Source organism: Leptospira soteropolitanensis, assembly GCF_026151655.1.
GTDB classification, from domain to species: Bacteria; Spirochaetota; Leptospiria; order Leptospirales; family Leptospiraceae; genus Leptospira_A; species Leptospira_A soteropolitanensis.
Genome location: NZ_JAMQPN010000089.1, coordinates 1 through 790 on the forward strand (window position 1 = coordinate 1; position 790 = coordinate 790).

At 33.5% G+C, this 790-nt stretch carries 1 protein-coding gene; it reads right to left on the reverse strand.

What is annotated here, in order from left to right:
• Positions 1–157 precede the first annotated feature (157 nt).
• Positions 158–757: a DJ-1/PfpI family protein gene (locus ND811_RS19470; protein ID WP_265353454.1), complete on the reverse strand. Its 600-nt coding sequence runs from the start codon at positions 755–757 to the stop codon at positions 158–160.
• Positions 758–790 lie beyond the last annotated feature (33 nt).

Here is a 790-nt window from a genome sequence, read left to right on the forward strand (position 1 = left end):
TACCGAAGTTCCCCGCCCCTGAGTCCCAACGGGACGTTAGGGACTGGCATGTAGCTTGCGAACGCAAGGCGAATGCCAGAAGGGGAATTTGCCGCAGGCCGAGCGAGGCCTTGTGCCGAAGCGAAGCGGTAAGTCGCTGTTATGCGCAGTTATTTTTTTAAAATAACGAATTTTTCCAATTACCGTATTCCATATATTCAATAGTTTTGTTTTTAATCTCATTTCCGAAATAACATTCAACTACATGTAGAGATAAATCAATTCCAGCCGATATTCCACCTGAAGTTAGAATTTTCCCATTATTAGTAAATCTGATATTTCTATTTAATTTTGCATGAGGAGAAATTAATTCCAATTCATCGAAACAATCATGATGAGTAGTGTATTCCAAATTATCCATAAGTTTTGTAGAAGATAGAATTCGAACACCTGTACAAACAGTGATAATGTAAAATAACTTCGGAAACAATTGTTCAATCCAATTGGAGATTTGAATATCAAACATTATCTCTTTTGTTCCAATTCCTCCCGGAATAATCAAAATATCCAAATTTGGATGATCAAATATTGTATAATCGGGTATGTATTTCAGGCCATTAACGGATTTTAATATTTCATCACTTTTTCCGATTAAAAAAGTATTAAAAAGAAAATTTCCTGATAGATCTTTGGTAACAGAGAATACTTCATACGGTCCTGTAAAATCAAGTAGCTCAATATTATTAAAAACAAGGATTCCAACATTTATTTTTTTCATTTTAGTATTCTCTCAAATTAATTTAAATAATTG

Excerpts from the sequence above, each read along its gene's own strand:
- ND811_RS19470 (WP_265353454.1), bottom strand. The coding sequence starts at position 757 with ATGAAAAAAATAAATGTTGGAATCCTTGTTTTTAATAATATTGAGCTA.